Raw genomic sequence first — 16,846 nt, 5'->3', positions numbered from 1 at the left:
TGCGGATCCACCCGGATAGGGGGTTCCATGAACACCACCGGGCCGTTGCGCCCCGGCCGGGGCGATCAGGTGAGACCGGCCACCGGTATCGAAGACGGCACGATCCCCCCGCGTGCGCGGGGGCGGTGAGGGTGGAGGCGCGGCCATGCTGTCCGTGGGCCTGACCGGCGGGATCGGCGCCGGCAAGAGCGAGGTGTCGCGGCTGCTCGTCGAGTGCGGGGCCGTGCTGATCGACGCGGACCGCATCGCGCGCGAGGTCGTCGAGCCCGGCACGCCCGGGCTCGACGCGGTCGTGGCGGCCTTCGGCGCGGACGTGCTCGCCGAGGACGGCAGCCTGGACCGGCCGCGGCTCGGCTCCCTGGTCTTCGCCGACCCCGAGAAGCTGGCCGTGCTCAACTCGATCGTGCACCCCCTGGTCGGCGCCCGTTCCCGCGAACTGGAGGCGGCCGCCGCCGAGGACGCCGTCGTCGTCCACGACGTCCCCCTCCTCACGGAGAACGGCCTGGCCCCGCTGTACGACGTCGTGGTCGTGGTCGACGCCGACCCCGCCACCCAGCTCGACCGGCTGGTGCGCCTGCGCGGCATGAGCGAGCGGGACGCACGCGCGCGCATGGCCGCCCAGGCCGGCCGGGAGCAGCGCCGGGAGATCGCGGACATCGTCATCGACAACGACGTACCGCTGGAGGAGCTGCGGCGCCGGGTGAAGGACGTGTGGGCCGAGCTGACCCGCAGGGCGCGCGCGTCCGCCCGTCCGCCCCGGCCGCCTCAGGAATAGCCGCGCCCGTACGGGCGTTGAACCCTCCCAGCGAGGGAAGGACTGTGCCGTGCCCGAGACCAGTGGATCCACCGGAGGTACTCCGGAGACGCACGTCATCGACTTCCGTGCCGCCGAGCAACTCCTCGGGGCACGGGATCCGCGGGGCGCGGTGAAGCTGCTCGACAAGGTCATCGCCGAGCATCCCGAGAACACCGCGGCGCGGCTGCTGCGCGCGCGTGCCTTCTTCGCGGCGGCGCAACTGCGGCCCGCGGAGCTTGAGTTCACCGTCGTTCTGGAGCGCGAGCCGGACAACGCGTTCGCGCACTTCGCCCTCGCCCGCACCTACGAACGCCAGGGGCGGCCGGACCAGGCCAGACGCCATTTCCGCCTGGCGGCCGCCCTGGACCCCAACCCGCAGTACCTGCGACGGGCGGACTTCGATGCGTGAGCGTGGCGGACGCCCGGAGCCCGCTCGGGCTACGGAGGGGCGTCCGGCGGGCGGTACGGCGGGACGCCCCGGCCCGGCTGGTAGTGCGGTCCCTGGCGGATGCGCCGGACGACGAGCAGCAGGTCGGTCATGACGATCAGCCACAGCGCCCCGCAGGCCGCCGCCCAGCCGGGGCGTCCGACGAGGACGAACACGACCGTGCCGAAGACCGTCCAGGCCACGCCCCACGCGCACAGCCAGAGACGCGCCCGCAGCGCACTGCGCGCGGTCACCGGCTCACTGCCCGTACGCATCGGCTCTCACCACTCCTGAGGAAACGTACTCCTCGTCCGGGACGTTCTCCAGGGGAGCGCGAGCTCGCCGACAGCCGCGAAGACCACGAGGGGAGGCGGTCCGTGCTGCCGGACGCCGACGAGTTGCCCGAGATCCTGCTCGACCTGGCGGTGCCGCACGAGGACGTCGACGTCCTGGCCGGCTCGTGCCGGACGCTCACGCGGGACGCCGGAGCGATGCGGCTGCTGGAGGAATCCGTCGCGGAACTGCTGCGCGACCTGGGGGAGGTGGGCGGACCGGCACGGCTCGGCGAGCTCGTCACCGAGGCACCCCGGGCGCTCGGCGCCTACTTCCCCGCGTACGTGTTCGTCGCCGCGCTGCCGCACACGCGTGCGTACCACCGCGGGCGCGGCATACCGCCCGAGGTCACCCGGCGGACCCTCGCCGACCTGGGGCGGTGCATGGCGATCCACCGCAGGCGGCACGGTAGGGGAGGGGTGCAGGACGCGCCGTGGCTGGTCCGCCACTTCCGGGGCGAACTGTTCCAGCTGGGGCGGCTTCAGTACGAGCGGACACGCCTCTCGACGCGCACGGCAGCGGTGCTCGCGGCGGCCGGGCTGGACGCGGCGCCCGGCACGCCCTGCCTGAACCTGCACATCCCCGGCTACCGCGGTCCTCTCACGCCGGCCGCCTGTGACCGCTCCCTCACGGCCGCCCGGGAGTTCTTCGCCCGGCACTTCCCCGAGGAGCCGTACCGCACGGCGATGTGCCACTCCTGGCTGCTCGACCCGCAGCTGACCGGGTATCTGAGCCCCGAGTCCAACATCGTCCGCTTCCAGCGGCGCTTCCGCTTGGCCCACGGGGACGCCGAGCCGGACGACACCGCGCCCGTGCGGTTCGTGTTCGGGGACCCGGACCTGCCGGTGGAGAGCCTGCCGCGCCGGACGGCGGTGGAGCGCGCGGTCGGAGACCATCTGCGGGCCGGCGGGCACTGGTACCCCGGCCACGGGTGGTTCCCGCTCTGAGCCCCCGGGCCGCCTCCGCCGGCGCGGTGGCGGCCGGCGCCCGCCCTTGCCGCTGGAGCACGGCTGCGCGGTCACGGCCGTGGAGGAGTCCGCCGAGATGCCCGGGCGCTTGCGCGGAGGCGTCCCCGTGCCCCCCGGGGGCGGTGTGTGCGGGCCGGGCCGCCTGGGCGCCGGTGAGCGCCACCGGCGCCCAGGCCGCAGGGGAGCACGGGACCGTTCAGCGTCCTTCGGGGCGGCCTCCCGGGCCCCGCAGGCCCCGCAGGCGTTCCAGCTCACGGCGTTCCCGCTTGGTCGGGCGGCCCGCGCCGCGGTCGCGGATACCCGCCGGGGCGACGGCCTCGCGCGGCGGTGGCGGCGGAGAGTTGTCGATGTAGCACTGGGCGGCCACCGGGGCGCCCACCCGCTTGCGGATCAGCCGTGTGACGACGACGACCCGCTCCCGGCCCTCCTGCCGTACGCGGACCTCGTCGCCGACGCGCACGGAGTACGCCGGCTTCACCCGCTCCCCGTTGACGCGCACATGCCCGCCCCGGCAGGCGGCGGCGCCGCTCGAGCGGGTCTTGACCAGGCGCACGGCCCAGATCCAGCTGTCGACGCGGACGTTCTCGCCGTTCTTCGGTCCGGCCGCCTCGGCGGCGGCGATCGCGGCGGCGACCTTCGCGTCGGCGCCGGACGCGTCGGTTCCGCCGGCGGTGGCGGCTTTGGGCTCCTCACCGCCCCCGGCGCCGTCGCCCGCCCCGCCCCCGGGGCCCGGCCGGGCGGGGCCACCGGTCCCGGCCCCGCGACCGGTCTCCGGACCGCCGTCGCCCCCGGTCCTGCCTGTGGCCCCGGTCCCCTCATCGGCCTGTGCCGCGGCGGAGGTTCGCGAGCCGCGCGTCCCGCCGTACTTGTCCTCGTCACGCTCGGAAGCCATGCCCTCGACCTTAGCCGCCCGGCCCTTCCCCCGGGCTCGCCGTGCGCCGGGCGGTACGCCCCGCGCGGACGGGGCGGCCTGGGGACCGCCCGGGCGGGGTCTTACGGTGGACGCATGGACACCAGCGGCCTCGCCGTACTCGACGAACGGATCGCGGGATGCCGCGCCTGCCCGCGGCTGGTCGCCTGGCGGGAGGAGGTGGCGCGCACCAAGCGCGCCGCCTTCGCCGACTGGACGTACTGGGGCCGGCCGGTCCCGGGTTTCGGTCCGCCCGACGCCCGGCTGCTGATCGTCGGGCTCGCCCCGGCCGCGCACGGCGGGAACCGCACCGGCCGGATGTTCACCGGCGACCGCTCCGGTGACGTGCTGTACGAGGCGCTGTACGACGTGGGCCTCGCCTCGCGGCCCACCGCCGTCACCGCCGACGACGGCCTGGAACTGTACGGCGTGCGCGTCACCTCGCCGGTGCACTGCGCCCCGCCGGCGAACAAGCCCACCCCTGAGGAGCGGGACACCTGCCGTCCGTGGCTGGTGCGGGAGCTGGAACTGCTGCGGCCGGCCCTGCGCGCCGTGGTCGTGCTCGGCGCCTTCGGCTGGCAGGCCGCGCTGCCCGCGTTCGCCGCGGCCGGCTGGAGCGTGCCCAGACCGAGGCCGGCCTTCGGCCACGGCACCCGGGTCCGCCTCGACGGGCTCGACCTCTTCGGGTGCTTCCACGTCAGCCAGCGCAACACGTTCACCGGGAGGCTCACGCCCGCGATGCTGCGGGAGGTCCTGCGCACGGCGGCCGACGCGGCGGGCCTGCCGCCCCGGCCGCCCGGAGCCCGGCCGGCCCCCGAAAGGAGCTGACCGGTCCCGCCGCGCCGGCGCTACGGTGCCCCCGGGCGTCTCACGAGCGGGCGCCCTGCGGTACGACGGCCGTGGCCGTGATCTCCACCAGCTGCCCCGGATATCCCAGGCAGGCCACTCCGATCAGCGTAGAGGAGTGCGGACCGGCGCTCAGCCCGGACGCCCTCACCACCTCCCAGACGGCGGACAGGGCCGCGGGGTCACCGCTCACGACGTACACCTCCGTTCTCACCACATGCGCCGGGTCACTGCCGACGGCCCGCAGCTGCGCGCCGAGGTTGGCGATCACCTGCTCCGCCTGCCGGACCGGATCGCCCTCGCCGACCAGCCTCCCGCCGGAGTCGAGCGGTACCGATCCGGCCAGGAAGGCGAGCTTCGTCCCGGCCTCGACGACGGAGGCGTGGGAGTAGGCAGGGGGCGGGAAGAGACCGGGGACGGTGACGCGCTGGATCACGGGAACTCCTCGGGGCGGCGGTGAACGACGTCTCGATCGTCCGCCGTGCCGCCCACGGCGCCAACCGACTTTTCCCCCGTCGTCCGTCGCCCCGGGGGCTCGCGCCGTCCGCGCCGCGCGGCCGTCCACGCCCGGGCGGAGCGGCGGGCCGCGGCCGCCGACACGGCACGGAACGCCGCACCGCGCTCGGCGGCCTCGACCCGCTCGACGGCGTACAGGCGCAGCGGCGGAGCCGGCCGGACCGACGGGTGGGGACGGAGAAGATCGGGCTCGCCGAGAAACCGCCGCACCATCCCGGGCGTCCAGCCCCGGGCCCGCAAGCCCGCGCCGAGATGTGCGTACGCCGCCGCTCCGTCATCACTGCCCCCCGTCGTAACACTGCGTGACCATTCCTTGATAACGCGCGCCACTGACAATCGCCCGGCCGACGCCCGGTGGACGCCCGGCCCCCGCCGGCCGGCGCCCGGCCTTCCCCCGGGTGCCGGGGCGCCGCCCACGCCTGCCAGGCCCGAACGCGGAGGCCGGGGCCCCGGATAACCCCTCGTGACGCCACCGCGGGCCCGTCTACGCTGCCCAGGTCACCGCAACTCCGACCCGGAAGGATCTGCCGCAGTGTCCTCCCCCAAGAACCCCGCCGACGCCACCCGTCCCACGGACGCGGCCTTCCTCGACGCCACCGCCGACCGCCTCGCCGCCCTCCCCGGCGTCCGGGCCGTGGCCCTCGGAGGCTCCCGGGCCCGGGGGACCCACCGCCCCGGCAGCGACTGGGACCTGGCGATCTACTACCGAGGCGCCTTCGACCCCGCCGACCTCCGGGCCGTCGGCTGGGAGGGCGAGGTCGGCGAGATCGGCGGCTGGGGCGGCGGCGTCTTCAACGGAGGCGCCTGGCTGACGATCGACGGGCGGCGGGCGGACGTCCACTACCGGGACCTCGACGACGTCGAGCACCGGCTGGCCGAGGCGGAGGCCGGGCGGTTCGGCATCGAACCGCTGATGTTCCACCTGGCCGGCATCCCCACCTACATCGTCGTCGCGGAACTCGCGATCAACAAGGTGCTGCGGGGGTCCCTGCCCCGTCCGTCCTACCCGGAGCCGCTGCGCCGGACCGCTTCCGAACGCTGGTACGGCATGGCCGCCGCCACCCTCGCCTACGCCAAGGCCGGCCACGCCCCCAAGGGAGCCCTCACACAGGTCGCCGGCGGCATCGCGCTCGCCGCCGCCCAGACGGCCCACGCGGTGCTCGCGGCGCGGGGGGAGTGGGTCACCAACGAGAAGGGGATGGTGGAGCAGGCCGGGCTGGGCGAGGCCGACACGCTGCTGGGAGGGCTGCGTCCCGATCCCGAGGCGCTGGGCCGGGTGGTCGCCGAGGCGGAGGCCCTGTTCGGCCGAGCCGTGGACCGGGCCCGGCCGCCCGCCGCGTAGGCGACCGGCCCCGGCCGCCGGCGCCGTCTCCAACGCCCCATTCCTCCCTTCGGTATCTCGTTCGCGCGCCGCCCCGTCCGCACCCTGGCGACACACGCCCGAAATACGCCCGTTTCCTCCCTTCCACGAAGACCCTCTACCCTGGACACCCTCACCCACAGCCCGGCCACCGTCGCCCGAAGGCTCACCCTCGCCCTCGACCTGTCGACAGGAGCCATGTGTCCCGTCCCGCCGCCCTCGCGCTTCCGCCCTGGCTCGCCCATGCCCTGCGAGCCCAGCGCGGGCCGGTCCCCTGGAGCGCGGTCGTCCGGGGCGCGCTGGCCGCCGGGCCCCTGCTGCTCGCCGCCGTCCTGGCGGGGCACGCCTCCGCCGGCGTCGTCGCGGCCGTCGGCGCCATGCTGGCCGGGATCAACGACCGGCCGGGCGGCCGGCGGTGCTCCGTCAAGCGGATCGCGGTGCCCGCGCTCGCCGGAGCGTTCGGGCTGCTGGCCGGCACATACGCCGGGCAGCAGCTGGGCGCCCTCGCGCTGACGCTGGTGCTCACCGGCCTCGGCTGCGCGGCCGGCGGCATCAGCGCCGTCGGGCCCGTGGCCTCCGCGTCCGGCACCCAGGTGCTGGTCGCCGCCGCGGTGGGGGCCGGGATGCCGTTGCCCGAGCCCGGCTGGCAGCGGTCACTGATCTTCCTCGCGGGGGCGGGCTGGCTGCTCGCCCTGCGGCTGGCCCTGCCGGGCCCCCGTTCCCGCGCGGGCGGCTTCCGGTTCGACGGGGAGCGGGCCGCCGTCGCCGAGGTCTACGACGCCGTGGCCGCGCTCCTCGACGCCGTCGGCGGTCCCGACGCCACCCCGCGCCGCGCCGCGCTCACCGCCGCCCTCGACCAGGCACAGGACGCGCTCGCCGGGCCCCGGCTGCGGCGGTACGCCTCGTCCGCGGCCGAGCGGCGGCTGCACGCCCAGTACGCCGCCGCGCTGCCCCTCGCCGAGGCCGCGACCGCGCTCGCGTGGGCCGGCGAGGCGGTCCCGGGGCGGGCGGGGGAGGGGCCCCGGCGGCTCGCCGCCGCCGTCCGCGGCACCACCCACACCGGACCGCTGCCCGCGCCGCACCGGACGGCGCCCGGGCTGCGCGCCCTGGACGACGCGCTGCTGCACGCCGCCGAGGCGTTCGACCGCGGCGAGGGAGCCGCCCTGCACTCGCGCGGGCGCACGGTCCGGGACCTGCTGCCGGCCGTGTTCGGCCCGGGCGGGCGGGAGTACGGGCTGCGCGCCGGGCTGTGCTTCGGCGCCGGTGCCGCGGTCGCCCAGGCCCTGCACCACACCCACTGGTACGGGCACCACCCGCACTGGTACTGGCTGCCCGCCACCGCCGTCTTCCTCGTCAAGCCCGACCTCGGGCCGCTCGTCTCCCGCGTGCTGTGCCGGGTGGCCGGCACCCTGCTCGGCGCCCTGGTCTTCGCCGGGTGCGCCGCCCTGCTGCCCCGGCCCGCCGGGCTGGTCGCGCTCGTGGCCGTCAGCGGCGCCCTCATCCCCATCGCCGCCCGGCACTTCGCCGCCCAGACCGCCGTGGTCACCGTGCTCGTCCTCGCCCTGGTCATGGCCGGCGGGGAACCGCAGGCATCCCTCAGCCGCATCGGCGAGACCCTGCTGGCCTGCGCGATCGTGCTGATCGTCGGCCATCTGCCGGTGCCGGGGCAGCGCGGCGGAGGCGTGCGCGACCGGCTCGCGGCGGCGGGCGGCGCCGCCCAGGCGTACCTCGCCCACGTGCTCGGCGGCTCCGGTGACCGCGTCACCCGCTGGCGGCTGCGCCGCGAGGCCTACCGCACCCTCGCCGAGGCCCGCGGCGCCATCGCCCTGGCCTCCGCCGAGCTGCCCGCGCTCGCCCGGCACACCGAGGGCGCCGACGAGCTCGCCGCCACCCTCGAACGGCTCGTCGACACCACCACCGCCTGCGCCGTGCACCTCGACGACACCGGCCGGCTCACCCCCCGGCACACCCGGCGTCTCGCCGACCTGCGGGACGAGGTCGAGCAGCGGCGCGAACGCCTGGCACTGCGGCTGCCGGAGCTCCCCCTCGCCGGGTAGCTCTCCGCGGACCGGGCGGCTCCGCGGACCTGGAGGCGGGGCCCGCCCCGGCGCCGTACGTTGGCGGGATGACGCCTTCCGCCGCACCGCCGCCCGCCGGGTCCGCCGGGTCCGCCGACCTCGTCGTCACCGGCTGCACCGTCCTCCTCCACGATGACCGGGAGCGGATCGTCTTCCGGGAGGACGCCGCCGTCGTCGTACGCGGCGGAGTGATCGACTCCGTGACCTCGGCCGCCGCCGCCGAGGCTATGCCGGCCCGCGAGCGGATCGACGCGCGCGGTCAGGTCGCCATGCCGGGGCTGATCAACTGCCATACGCACGCGCCGATGGCCGCCCTGCGCGGACTCGCCGAGGACCTGCCCACCGAAGAGTGGTTCAACGACGTCGTCTGGCCCGTGGAGTCCAACCTGACCGCACGGGACGTCGAACTGGGCGCCCGGCTCGCCTGCGCGGAGATGATCCGCGGCGGCGTGACCTGCTTCGCCGACCACTACTTCGCGATGGACACGGTCGCCGCCGTCGTCGCCGAGTGCGGGCTGCGGGCCCACCTGGGCCAGGTCTTCTTCTCCTCGCAGGGCGACCGGGGCCGGGAGGAGTCCCTGGAGTTCGCCCTGCGCCACCGGGGAGGCGCCGGCGGGCGCATCACCACCGCCCTCGCCCCGCACGCGCCCTACACCGTGGACGACGCCGGCCTCGCCGCCACCGCCGGCCTCGCCCGCGCCCACGGCCTGCCCGTGCACCTGCACGCCGCCGAGAACCGGGCCCAGACCGACGCCAGCCTCGCCCGGACCGGCGTCACCCCCGTCGAGGTCCTGGAACGCACCGGGATCCTCGGCACCGACGTGCTCATCGCGCACGGCACCGGCATCGTCGAACGCGACCTTCCGGTGCTCGCCCGCGCGGAGGGCCGTACGGCCGTCGCCACCGCGCCCCGCGGCTACCTCAAGTTCGCCTGGCCCACCACCACACCCGTGCGTGCCCTGCGCGACCTCGGCATCCCGGTCGGGCTGGCCACGGACGGCGCGGCCTCCAACAACTCCCTCGACGTGTGGGAGTCGATGGCCCTCACCGCCCTGGTGCAGAAGTCCGCCGAAGGCGACCCCCGGTGGCTGACCGCCCGCCAGGCCCTGCACCACGCCACGCTGCAAAGCGCCCGCGCGCTCGGGCTGGAGCAGGCGGTGGGCGGCATCGCGGCGGGGCGGCGGGCCGACATCGTCCTGGTCGACCTCACCGGCCCGCACACCCAGCCCGTCCACGATCTCGCCGCCACCCTGGTGCACAGCGCCCGGTCCTCCGACGTCCGCACCACCATCGTCGACGGGCGGGTCCTGATGCGTGATGGGGAGCTGCTCACCCTGGACGTGCCGGCCGTGGTGAGGGAGCTGGGGGAGCGGCTGCCCGCCCTCGTGGACCGCGGCCACGGCCGGCGCGTCCAGCGCTACGACACCTGACGCGTCCAGCGCTACGACACCTGAGAGGAGGGGCGCGCGCGACGGCTCCCGGCGCGGCCGCGGGACGCGAGCGGATCACGCGTCACGAGGCGTACGAGGAGTGACGCGGAGAGTGAGAGAGGGGGGGCCGACAGGCCGACACTTTCCTCACTCGTCGCGGTGAACCGGTGTCAACTACGTCTCAGTACCGTCACTGCCCGAGGCGTATGCCCCATGGTTGGCGTTTAACTCTACGAGTACAGCGCTACCTGGAGGTGCAGGGTGAACGGGCGAACGGTGCTCGAACGCTTCCCCGCCGGCGGCCCGCGAGGGTCCTGGCCGGCGGAGGAGTTCGCCCATGCGCGGCGTCTGGAGGGCCTGCCCGCCGAGGTCGTCATGGATCTCGCGACGGACATGTTCCTGGTGATCGTGCGCAGCGGCGACACCGCCGGCGACGCCGCCGCCTGAGGCCCGCCCGGGCCGTACGGCGGCGGCCGCGCGGCAGGCGAACCGACGCGGGCGGTGCGCGCTCGGGCCGTACGACGCCACTCCCCGGGCGCCCGGTCTCCGGCGGGGGCCGCTCCGCCGCGCCGGACGGCCCGCCCGCCCCGTCAGTCCGCCTCCGGAGCGGGCACGGGAGTCCTCTGGAACTGCTCCGCCTGGAGGGAGTACAACTCCGCGTAGACGCCGCCCGCGGCCAGCAGCTCCTCGGGGGTGCCGGACTCCACCAGCCGGCCCTGGTCGAGGACGTGCACCAGGTCCGCGTGGCGCACGGACGCCAGCCGGTGAGTGATCAGGACGACCGTCTGGCCGCTGTCCGCCAGGGCGCGGATCTTGTCGAAGACCTCCAGTTCCGCCCGGGCGTCCAGGGCCGCCGTCGGCTCGTCCACGATGAGGATGCGGCCCCGCCGGTAGGCGGCGCGGGCGATCCCGAGGCGCTGCCACTGGCCGCCCGACAACTGGTGGCCGCCGCTGAAGTTGCGGGCCAGCAGGGTGTCCAGCCCGCGCGGAAGATCCGCGACGACGTCCTCGGCCCCGGCCTCGGCGACCGCGCCGGCCACCCGCGCGTCGTCCACCGGCACCGAGGTGCGGCCCACGGCGACGTTCACCCGGGCGGTGAACGGCCACCGTTTGAAGTCCTGCGCCACCATCGCGATCCGCTCGGCGAGCGCCTGCCGGTCCGCGGTCGCCGCGTCCACGCCGTCCCACAGGATCCGGCCCCGGTCCGGGGTGTACAGCCCGGCGAGCAGCTTCACCAGGGTCGTCTTGCCCGAGCCGTTCTCCCCGACGAGCGCGATGATCCGGCCCAGCGGCAGGGCCAGCGTGACGTCGTCGAGGGCGGGGCGCGCCGCGTCACCGGGATAGCGGAAGGTGACGTTCTCGAAGCGGATCTCGCGCGGGTTCTCGGGCAGCGCCGCGCCGCCGGCCGGGACGGCCCACCCGGCCGCCTCGGTGTACAGCCGCTCCAGGTCACCGACGAAAAGGGCCTCCTCGTGCAGTGCGTTGACCTCCACGACGAGGGTCTCCAGGCTCTGCGAGCCGGTACGGATCGCGATCACCGCCGTGCCCGCCACCGACAGCGCCATCGCGCCGCCCAGCAGCAGCCCGCCGAGCGTGGCGTACGTCGCCACCGTCGCCAGCCCCGTCCAGCCCGCCGCGATCAGGCCGGTGCGCGCGGCGAGCCGGGCCAGCCGCGCCTGTTCCGCCTCCGCCGTCTCCGACATGGCGCGGAAGTGCCGCAGCAGGAAACCGCCGACCCCGTGGACACGGATCTCCGGCGCCGCCTCCGGCTCGATGAGCAGGTTGCCGAGCAGCCGTCCCGCGCGCGCGTGCTGCACCCAGGCGTGGAAGGACTCGTACCGGCGGCGGGCGACGGTCAGCGCGCTCCACGCGCTCGGCAGGGTCATCGTCATCAGCAGCGGCAGCAGGACCGGGTGCAGCACGGTCAGCACTCCGGCCGCCGCGACCAGCGAGATCATCGCGTTCACCACGCGCGTGCCGTACATGATCATGCGGCGGGCGGAGGCGGCGCCGTACTGGGCGGTGTCCAGCAGTTTGTGGAAGGCGTGGTCCTCGATGGCGGCCAGCTCGACGTTGGCGGCCCGCTCCAGATACTGCTCGGTGGCCACGCGCTCCACCTTGGGCTCCAGCCGCCCGGTGGCGTACGTGCTGACCGCCCGCAGCAGGGCCGCCACCGCCGTCACGGCGGCGACGGTGGCCAGCGCGGGGGCGGCACCGCGCAGCCGTTCGTCGATCGGGCCGTCCGCCATCAGCCGGCCCAGCACGCTGTTGACCGCCAGCAGGCTCACCGCCTGGGCCGCGCCCCGGCCCGCCTCCACGGACAGCACCGTCCGCGCGGCGCGCCGGTCGGCCTGCCGGGCGAGCCGGAGGCTGGCCCCGAGCAGGGCGGGCAGCCGGACGATCATGGCCCGGAAGCCCAGCTCCAGGAACGCGTCCGCGTGCTGGTTCCAGCCCATGTCGTAGCGCAGCGGACCGCCGAACAGCAGCCGCTCCGACTCGGACACCCCGGCCGTGTCCGTGCCGCGTCTCTTCCGCACCGCCGACCTCCCCCGTTCGTGGACGAACGGCCACTATCGCGGCGCCGGCCCGGCCGGGGCAGGGCGCGTGGGGCGGGAAGCCGGGGCACGCGGGCGCACACCGGGCGGCACGGCCCCGCCGGGCGGCACCCGGGGCTGGGGCGCACGGGCCGTGGGCGGGGAACGCTGGGCGGCGGGGCCGGAGCCGGGAGCCGGGCCGGGCGCGGCCGAGGCGCCTACGCGCTCACGGGCCGCGACCAGACGGGAGTCGTCCCGGTCAGCCGGCACAGCGCCAGATAGAGCGGGATGGGCGGGGTGTAGGGGACGGTGCCGTCCGGGCGGTGGATGAGGCCGGGCGGGCGGGGGGTGTCGGGGATGACCGCTCCGGTGGCGTAGTGGGCGGGGGCGGGCCAGTCCAGGGCGTAGTCGGAGTCGGACGGGACGATCCACCACCAGTGCGCCTGATCGGCGTAGACGCACCCCACGCGGGGCAGCCGGGGCATCACCAAGGGCCCGAAGCGGGCGGGGACGGCGACCGCGTCGCATCCCAGCGGCGCCGTCATGCCGTCCGGCACGGGAAGCCGGCGGGGCCCACCGGTGCCCGGAGCATGCAGCCCGCGCTGGAGGCGGACCAGCGTGTCCAGTCCGAGCACACGGGTGCCGGACGACGGCTTCACAGCCATGCGGCCCTCGATTCGTGGTGCGTTTGGTTCTCCCCGTGCCCCGTTCGCGCCGCACGGGACCCGGCAGGCCCACCGGAGTCACCGGACCCGTCGGACGCGGCGGGGTCACCGGATTCGTCGGACGCGCCGGACCCGCCGGCGTCGTCCGCGTCGCCCTGGCCGCCGGACGTGCCCGGCTTGGGACGGGTGCCCCAGCCCAGGTCGCCACGGGGTTCGGACGGCTGGCGCGGGGCGTCGGCCTGGCGCGGCAGCTCGGCCCAGACCAGCAGCCCCGGGCCGTGCTCGTGGGCGCCCCAGGCGTGCGACAGGGCATCGACGAGCAGCAGCCCCCGGCCGTGTTCCTCCTCCGGCCGCCGCCGGGCGGCCTCGGGCCGGCCGGCGGCGCATCCCTCGTCACGTACGGCTATGCGCACCAGGCCCTCGCCGTCGTGCAGTTCGCACACGACGCGGCGGCCGGCGGTGTGCACGATCGCGTTGGTGACCAGCTCGGAGACGACCAGGGCCGCCGTGTCGCAGGTGTCCTCGCACACCGACCAGCCGGTCAGCCGAGCCCGCGTCAGCCGTCTGGCCTGTGCGGGCGAGCCCGGATGCGCGGCCAGTTCGAAGCGGAACCGGCGCTCGGAGACGGCCTTGGCGGGCCCGGCTCCCGAAGCGGCACCGAGTCCGGCGGGAGCCCCGGTGGCGTCTGTTCCTAAACGCGCGGACGGAATCACGCTTGCCACTATCGCCCTGCCCGGAACACTTGGCAAGTGTCACTCTGAAAATTGCAGAGTGCAGTGTGACGGCGTTGACGGGCGTGGCACACTGCTCGCAACAGCACGTCGAGCGGCGCCACTTCGGATCGCCGGAGGCCCGGCCGGGTCTTCGAAATCGCTTTCGAATGGCGCCGCCGGGCTGTGGGCAGACTCTCGGTGCACCGCTGCGGCCGGCCCGTCATGCCCGTCGCCCGTACAGGACTCTTGGTGGAGGTGGAGCGTGAGCGAGCCGCGGTCCGCGCCGACGGTCGGCCAGGTCATCCTCGGCCGGCGCCTGCTGGACCTGCGGGAACGCGCCGGGCTGAAGCGTGAGGAGGCCGCGCGCATCCTCCGCGTCGCTCCCGCCACGGTCCGCCGTATGGAGACGGCCGAGGTCGCCCTCAAGATCCCGTACCTTCAGCTGCTGCTGAAGGCGTACGGCGTCTCCGACGAGGAGGCCGAGGCGTTCGTCGAACTGGCCGAGGAGGCCAACAAGCCCGGGTGGTGGCAGCGGTTCCACGACATCCTCCCCGGCTGGTTCTCCATGTACGTCAGCCTGGAGGGCGCGGCGAGCCTCATCCGCAGCTACGACCCCCACTTCGTCCCCGGCCTGCTCCAGACGGAGGAGTACGCGCGCGGGGTGCTGACGTCGGGCGCCATCGGCCAGACCCGGCCCGACGACATCGAGCGCCATGTCGCCCTGCGCATGCAGCGCCAGAAACTGCTCACGCGCGAGGACGCGCCCCGGCTGTGGTTCCTGATGGACGAGACCGCGCTGCGCCGTCCGGTCGGCGGGCCCGAGGTGATGCGGGACCAGATCGACAAGCTGCTGGAAGCCACGAAGCTGCCCCACGTGACCTTGCAGGTCGCCCCGTTCGCGAACGGGCCGCACCCCGGCACGTTCGGGCCCTTCGTGCTGTTCCGGTTCGCCATGCCCGAACTCCCGGACATGGTCTACAGCGAGTACCTGACCGGCGCCGTCTATCTGGACGCGCGCACCGAGGTGGCGGCCCACCTGGAGGTCATGGACCGCATGGCGGCTCTGGCCGCCACGGCACAACGCACGAAGGAGATCCTCCGGGATCTCCGCAAGGAGCTGTGAATGGAAAGCATCGTGACCCAGCCCGCGCCGCGGACCCGCAACGAGCGGATCTACAACGGCATGCCTGCCCGTGAACTGGGCAGCGAGGGCTGGCACAAGCCGTGGAGCGGCGGCAACGGCGGCAACTGCCTGGAGGCGATGAAGCTGGCCGACGGCCGGGTCGCCCTGCGCCAGTCCACCGACCCCGACGGGCCGGCCCTGATATACACCTCCGACGAGATGACGGCCTTCATCCAGGGGGCCAAGGCGGGGGTGGCGGACTTCCTGCTGTCCTGACCCGCGTTCAGCGGCTTGTTGCTAATCCTGACGTAATCCCGACGTTCAGCCAGAGGCCCGGCACCACATCCGGCCCGGCGTTCCGTCCGGCCCCGCGCCTCGTCGCCGGCCACCTCCGCCGCGACCCCTCACCTCCGCGGAGTTGGCCGTGACAGGGCGGCATCCCGTCGAGACCGACACGAGCAGACCCCACCCCGCGCGGATGTACGACTGGTACCCCGGCGGCAGGGACGGCTACCCGCTCGACGGGGCATGGGGCCGGCGGATGCCCGCCCTTGACCCGAGTGTTCCGGTGACAGGCCGGGCCGACCGCGCCTTCCCGCACCGCGCGGCGCCGCACGCCGGCCGGCCCCCGCCCGTCTCACGGCGGCGGAAGCACCGCGCACAGGGCGTCCAGCGCGGCCTGGTACGCGTGATCGGAGGGTGTCGCGTAGCCCACGACGAGTCCGTCGCGGGACGGCATGTCCGTCTCCGGGTGCCGGAAGTCCGCCAGCCCGTCCACCGCGACGCCCTGCCGGGCGGCGGCCTCCAGGGTGGCGCGCTCGGTGCCGGGAGGCAACCGCAGCACCGCGTGCAGCCCGGCCGCGATGCCCGTGACCCCGATGTGCGGCGCCCGCGCGGCGAGTGCCCCGACCAGGCGGTTTCGGCGTTCGCGGTAACGCTGCCGCATCCGCCGTACATGACGGTCGTACGCCCCGGAGACGACGAGGTCGGCCAGAGCCAGCTGATCGAGGACGCTCGCCCACGCCTCTCGCTCGCCCTTGGCCGCGAGCACGCCGCCGACGTACCCCTCCGGCAGCACCATCCAGCCCAGCCGCAGCGCGGGCGACAGGGTCTTGCTGACCGACCCGAGGTGGATCACCCGCTCGGGATCGAGCCCCTGGAGGGCGCCGACGGGCTTGCGGTCGTAACGGAACTCGCCGTCGTAGTCGTCCTCCAGGACCAGACCGCCGCGCGCGCGTGCCCAGTCGACCACGGCGGCGCGGCGCTCCGGGTGCAGCGGCCCGCCGGTCGGGAACTGATGTGCGGGCGTCAGCAGCACGGACCGCTCGCGCCCCAGCCGGCCGACGAGCGCCCCGTGGTCGTCGAGCGGCAGGGGGACCGTCCGGACACCGGCGGCCCTCAGCAGCCGCCGGTGGAAGCCCAGGCCGTACCCCTCCACGGCCAGCGGGCCGCGCAGCACCCCGCCGCCCCCGGCGCCGTCCTGCCCGGACAGCAGGCGCAGCGCGTGCGCGAACCCGGAGCAGATCACGATCCGTCCCGGCTCGGCGCGCACCCCGCGCGTGCGCGCCAGATACTCCGTCAGCGCTTCCCGCAGTTCCCTGCGCCCGGCCGGATCGCCGGGGCCGAACACCTCGTTGGGCGCCTTCTGAAGGGCCCGCCGGTAGGAGGCGAGCCAGGCCGCGCGCGGGAACGCCGACACATCCGGTGTGCCCTGCCGCAGATCGTGCCGTGGGCGACGCGCGCGCGGCGAGGCTGGTGCGGAGCCGTGGGCGGCGGCCTGGAGCGGCAGGGTCCGTTCCGCCACCCGGGTGCCCGAGCCCTGACGGGCGGTCAGCCATCCCTCGGCGACCAGTTCCGCGTACGCGTCGGCCACCGTGTTGCGGGCCACGCCGAGGTCCGCGGCGAGCGAGCGGTACGGCGGCAGCCGGGTGCCGGGAGCGAGCCGGCCGCCGCGCACGGCCTCGCGCAGCGCACGGATGAGAGCGGCCCGCCGCCCGCCCGGACCGGACAGCTCCAGATGCAGGTCGGCACCGATCCGCTCCGCGTGATTGACCCACGATTCCGCCACGGAAATGCACCCTATAGCCGGTCTCTGCGGTCCGTAGGTTGGGGGACATGACGACGAACACGACCGTTCTTCAACGAAC

Annotated in this window: 17 protein-coding genes and 1 pseudogene; 11 read left to right on the top strand and 7 right to left on the bottom strand. The window is 75.5% G+C overall.

Annotated elements, in window-relative coordinates; genetic code table 11:
* Nucleotides 1-145: 145 nt before the first annotated feature.
* Nucleotides 146-775: a dephospho-CoA kinase gene (gene coaE / locus AB0L74_RS17485; RefSeq protein WP_365652181.1), complete on the top strand. Its 630-nt coding sequence runs from the start codon at nucleotides 146-148 to the stop codon at nucleotides 773-775.
* Nucleotides 776-824: 49 nt separating this feature from the next.
* Nucleotides 825-1,205: a tetratricopeptide repeat protein gene (locus tag AB0L74_RS17480; protein ID WP_365652178.1), complete on the top strand. Its 381-nt coding sequence runs from the start codon at nucleotides 825-827 to the stop codon at nucleotides 1,203-1,205.
* Nucleotides 1,206-1,234: 29 nt separating this feature from the next.
* Here the strand turns inward: AB0L74_RS17480 and AB0L74_RS17475 are convergent, their stop codons facing one another.
* Nucleotides 1,235-1,498: a DUF6343 family protein gene (locus AB0L74_RS17475; protein WP_365652175.1), complete on the bottom strand. Its 264-nt coding sequence runs from the start codon at nucleotides 1,496-1,498 to the stop codon at nucleotides 1,235-1,237.
* A 102-nt stretch (nucleotides 1,499-1,600) separates the two neighbouring features.
* Here AB0L74_RS17475 and AB0L74_RS17470 point away from each other — a divergent pair, with 102 nt between their 5' ends.
* Nucleotides 1,601-2,503, top strand: a complete 903-nt coding sequence (locus AB0L74_RS17470; RefSeq protein WP_365652172.1) for an acyltransferase domain-containing protein — start codon at nucleotides 1,601-1,603, stop codon at nucleotides 2,501-2,503.
* 217 nt (nucleotides 2,504-2,720) lie between these two features.
* Here the strand turns inward: AB0L74_RS17470 and AB0L74_RS17465 are convergent, their stop codons facing one another.
* Entirely contained in the window at nucleotides 2,721-3,416 is a 696-nt protein-coding gene (locus AB0L74_RS17465) for an RNA-binding S4 domain-containing protein (RefSeq protein ID WP_365652169.1), read from the bottom strand.
* Nucleotides 3,417-3,530: 114 nt separating this feature from the next.
* Here AB0L74_RS17465 and AB0L74_RS17460 point away from each other — a divergent pair, with 114 nt between their 5' ends.
* Nucleotides 3,531-4,262, top strand: a complete 732-nt coding sequence (locus tag AB0L74_RS17460; protein ID WP_365652167.1) for a uracil-DNA glycosylase — start codon at nucleotides 3,531-3,533, stop codon at nucleotides 4,260-4,262.
* Nucleotides 4,263-4,302: 40 nt separating this feature from the next.
* Here AB0L74_RS17460 and AB0L74_RS17455 read toward each other — a convergent pair whose 3' ends face one another.
* Nucleotides 4,303-4,716, bottom strand: coding sequence for a RidA family protein (locus AB0L74_RS17455; RefSeq protein ID WP_365652165.1), 414 nt, complete (start codon nucleotides 4,714-4,716; stop codon nucleotides 4,303-4,305).
* A 612-nt stretch (nucleotides 4,717-5,328) separates the two neighbouring features.
* Here AB0L74_RS17455 and AB0L74_RS17450 point away from each other — a divergent pair.
* The 4 genes from AB0L74_RS17450 (at nucleotide 5,329) to AB0L74_RS17435 (ending at nucleotide 10,111) form a co-directional block, all read left to right on the top strand.
* Nucleotides 5,329-6,138: a nucleotidyltransferase domain-containing protein gene (locus AB0L74_RS17450; RefSeq protein WP_365652162.1), complete on the top strand. Its 810-nt coding sequence runs from the start codon at nucleotides 5,329-5,331 to the stop codon at nucleotides 6,136-6,138.
* A gap of 218 nt (nucleotides 6,139-6,356) precedes the next feature.
* Nucleotides 6,357-8,213, top strand: coding sequence for an FUSC family protein (locus AB0L74_RS17445; protein ID WP_365652160.1), 1,857 nt, complete (start codon nucleotides 6,357-6,359; stop codon nucleotides 8,211-8,213).
* Nucleotides 8,214-8,281: 68 nt separating this feature from the next.
* A complete protein-coding gene (locus AB0L74_RS17440; RefSeq protein WP_365652157.1) occupies nucleotides 8,282-9,664 on the top strand; it encodes an amidohydrolase in 1,383 nt (460 codons plus the stop codon).
* A gap of 261 nt (nucleotides 9,665-9,925) precedes the next feature.
* Nucleotides 9,926-10,111, top strand: a complete 186-nt coding sequence (locus AB0L74_RS17435) for a hypothetical protein (RefSeq protein ID WP_365652154.1) — start codon at nucleotides 9,926-9,928, stop codon at nucleotides 10,109-10,111.
* 143 nt (nucleotides 10,112-10,254) lie between these two features.
* Here AB0L74_RS17435 and AB0L74_RS17430 read toward each other — a convergent pair whose 3' ends face one another.
* The 3 genes from AB0L74_RS17430 to AB0L74_RS17420 all read right to left on the bottom strand — a co-directional run bounded on the left by AB0L74_RS17430 (nucleotide 10,255) and on the right by AB0L74_RS17420 (nucleotide 13,585).
* Nucleotides 10,255-12,120, bottom strand: a complete 1,866-nt coding sequence (locus AB0L74_RS17430; protein WP_365652197.1) for an ABC transporter ATP-binding protein — start codon at nucleotides 12,118-12,120, stop codon at nucleotides 10,255-10,257.
* Between the two features lie 296 nt (nucleotides 12,121-12,416).
* Nucleotides 12,417-12,863, bottom strand: coding sequence for a hypothetical protein (locus AB0L74_RS17425; protein WP_365652151.1), 447 nt, complete (start codon nucleotides 12,861-12,863; stop codon nucleotides 12,417-12,419).
* Nucleotides 12,854-13,585, bottom strand: a complete 732-nt coding sequence (locus tag AB0L74_RS17420) for an ATP-binding protein (RefSeq protein ID WP_365652148.1) — start codon at nucleotides 13,583-13,585, stop codon at nucleotides 12,854-12,856. Before AB0L74_RS17420 ends, AB0L74_RS17425 begins: the two co-directional genes overlap by 10 nt.
* A 253-nt stretch (nucleotides 13,586-13,838) precedes the next feature.
* On the opposite strand from AB0L74_RS17420, the gene AB0L74_RS17415 reads away from it, so the two are divergent.
* The 3 genes and pseudogenes from AB0L74_RS17415 to AB0L74_RS17405 all read left to right on the top strand — a co-directional run.
* Nucleotides 13,839-14,699 (top strand): helix-turn-helix transcriptional regulator, encoded by an 861-nt coding sequence (locus AB0L74_RS17415; RefSeq protein WP_365652145.1) that lies wholly within the window; start codon nucleotides 13,839-13,841, stop codon nucleotides 14,697-14,699.
* A complete protein-coding gene (locus AB0L74_RS17410) occupies nucleotides 14,700-14,975 on the top strand; it encodes a DUF397 domain-containing protein (protein ID WP_365652142.1) in 276 nt (91 codons plus the stop codon).
* 148 nt (nucleotides 14,976-15,123) lie between these two features.
* Nucleotides 15,124-15,306: pseudogene (locus AB0L74_RS17405) on the top strand (SAM-dependent methyltransferase); the annotation flags it as partial.
* A gap of 30 nt (nucleotides 15,307-15,336) precedes the next feature.
* On the opposite strand, the gene AB0L74_RS17400 reads toward AB0L74_RS17405, so the two are convergent.
* Nucleotides 15,337-16,767 carry a PLP-dependent aminotransferase family protein gene (locus AB0L74_RS17400; protein WP_365652139.1) on the bottom strand — a complete coding sequence of 477 codons (1,431 nt, stop codon included), beginning with the start codon at nucleotides 16,765-16,767 and terminating at the stop codon, nucleotides 15,337-15,339.
* Nucleotides 16,768-16,846: the final 79 nt, after the last annotated feature.

The sequence above is a fragment of the Streptomyces sp. NPDC052020 genome, assembly GCF_040680575.1.
In the GTDB taxonomy this organism is placed as follows: Bacteria; Actinomycetota; Actinomycetes; order Streptomycetales; family Streptomycetaceae; genus Streptomyces.
Note: the sequence above shows the minus strand (reverse complement) of the source record. Positions and strands in the feature narration are given on the sequence as shown.